The 2,257-nt window shown below is 75.5% G+C and carries 2 protein-coding genes and 1 pseudogene; 1 reads left to right on the forward strand and 2 read right to left on the reverse strand.

All coding sequences use genetic code 11. The annotated features are described in order from the left end of the window. Positions 1–300, reverse strand: a pseudogene (locus tag B7767_RS33285) (ABC transporter permease); the annotation flags it as partial. 145 nt (positions 301–445) lie between these two features. Between B7767_RS33285 and B7767_RS33290 the strand changes: the two are divergent. Then, on the forward strand, positions 446–1,072 hold the full coding sequence (locus B7767_RS33290) for a TetR/AcrR family transcriptional regulator (RefSeq protein WP_085575360.1): 627 nt from the start codon (positions 446–448) through the stop codon (positions 1,070–1,072). Positions 1,073–1,221: 149 nt separating this feature from the next. Here B7767_RS33290 and B7767_RS33295 read toward each other — a convergent pair whose 3' ends face one another. After that, complete coding sequence (locus B7767_RS33295; RefSeq protein WP_085575361.1) at positions 1,222–2,154, reverse strand: ADP-ribosylglycohydrolase family protein; 933 nt, start codon at positions 2,152–2,154, stop codon at positions 1,222–1,224. Positions 2,155–2,257: the final 103 nt, after the last annotated feature.

Here is a 2,257-nt window from a genome sequence, read left to right on the forward strand (position 1 = left end):
ACCCCGGTTGGCGCCCAGCAGCAGGCCGAAGATGAAGAAGTACACGGCCGCGTTCAGCAGCGGGGTGGCCACCTGCCAGAGCTGGCCGAGCTTGGCCTGGCTGTACTGGGCGGTCAGCTTCGCCCGGGAGAAGGCGAGGATGAAGTGCCGCCGGTCCCAGAGCTGACGGACGTACTCGCGCAGGGACGGCCGGGCGCCGCTGACCGTGAGGCCGTGCCGGGCGGCGAGGGCCGCGAGGTCGCCCTCGGCGGGTACCGGGGCGCCCGGTGTGGGGGGCGGTGTGTGGAGGACCTGACTCACATCCGGCGCTTTCGCTAGAGAGAGGGGGTGGCGACGGGCCGGTCGTACGTCGGAACGGGACCGTACCGTCGCAACGGGAGCGTAAGTCGAAAGAACGTCGGAACGCAACCGTTTCGTCGTGACGGTGGCGGCCTATGCTGTCCGCATGACGACGAACGCCGACGAGACCCAGCCGCGTCCGCGCCGCAGGGCCCCCGCCGGGGCCGCCGTACTGCGCCAGGACGTGACGGAGGCGATCCGGGCGGCCGTCTTCGAGGAACTGGCCGCGGCCGGCTACGCGCGGATGTCGATCGAGGGGATCGCGCGCCGCGCGGGCGTCGGCAAGACCGCGGTGTACCGCCGCTGGCGCTCCAAACTGCACCTCGTCCTCGACCTCGTCTCCGCGATCGCCGTCCAGGGCCTGCCCGCGCCGGACACCGGCTCCCTGGAGGGCGACCTGCGCCTGCTGTACGAGGTCACCTCCCGCGCCCTGCGCCACCCCGTCGCCTCGCAGATCCTCCCCGACCTCCAGGCCGAGGCCGCCCGCAACCCGGACATCGCCGAGGCCCTGCAGAAGGCGCTGCGCGAGGGTCAGGACGGGGTCGCCAAGGGCATCGTCACGGCGGCACAGGAGCGCGGCGACCTCCGCCCCGGCGCCGACCACGCCCTGGCCCTCGACCTGATCTCGGGCCCCCTGTACTGGCGCTCGGTGGTCATCCGCAGCCCGAAGCTGCCGAAGGGCTACCTGGAGGCGCTGACCCGGGCGACGGCGGAGGCGCTGAAGGCGCTGTGAGGGGGACCGCCCAGGTGACGGCCTGGGCGGTGCCCGGCCCTTCCCGCGGGGCCCAGGCCGCTGCTCAGCGGCACACGATCACGTGCGGGGCCCCGCGCCCCGCGCCCGGCCCGTCCGGTGAGGTCACGGCCGGCTTCCCCGGCGGAGGCTCAGCCGCACAACCGCCGGGTGAGACCGGCCAGGTCCGTCGCGGACAGGACCCGCCCGGCGAAGCCCGGCAGGGGCACGTGCAGCGGTTCGGTCCAGCGCGCCGGCACGGCGTCGACGCCGTACACCGCCCCCGCCAGGCCGCCGGTCACCGCCGCCACCGTGTCCGTGTCGCCTCCCAGGTCGATCGCCGCGCGTACGGCGTCCTCGTAGCCGGTTGTCGTCCGCAGGGCCCAGACGGCGGAGGCCAGGCAGGGCCAGACCGCGCCGTTGAACTCCGTGGCCCGGTCCGGGTGCCAGTCGGGGGCGAGGACGGTCGCGTAGCGGTCGTGGTGGTCCGGGTGGAGCGCGTGCAGGGTGTCGGGTACGGCGGCCACCGGGTCGGCGCCGGTCAGGGCCACGCGGATCAGTTCGTGGAGGACGGCCGTGCCCTCCCAGGCCGCCCGGTCGCCGTGGGTGAGGGCGGACAGGCGGCGGGCGGCGTCCATGGTGGCGGTGCGGCCCAGGGGCGCGAAGTACACGGCGGAGGGGGCCGCCCGCATCAACGCGCCGTTCCCCGCCGCCCGCTGGCTGGTCTGGAAGTGCAGCGCGGCGGCCAGGTCCCACGGGTCGCCGCCGGTCAGCACGGCCTCCGTCTGGAGGCCGATGTCCTTCGGGTCGGCGGCGGCCCACCGCCGGAAGCGGTGGAAGACGTCGGGGAGGTCGAGGCCGCCGCGCTCCAGCAGCGATTCGGCGACCAGCACCGCCATCTGCGTGTCGTCCGTCGCCTCGCCCGGGTCCCAGCCGCCGCCCCCGCACATCTCGCCACCGGCCCCCGGCGTGGGGAAGCGGGCCGAGAAGGCGCCCTCGGGGCCGAACTCGAAGGGGGCGCCCAGGGCGTCGCCCACGGCGGAGCCGACGACGGCGCCCAGGGCGCGTTCGGTGCGGGTCGGCATCAGGGGCGGGCCGCCGTCGGCGGGTGCGTGTGCTGCCGGCCGGCCCACGCCGAGGTGATCATGGCGTCGATGCCGTGGCGGGCCTTCCAGCCCAGTTCCGTGG

It is taken from the genome of Streptomyces sp. 13-12-16, assembly GCF_002114215.1.
Classification (GTDB): Bacteria; Actinomycetota; Actinomycetes; order Streptomycetales; family Streptomycetaceae; genus Streptomyces.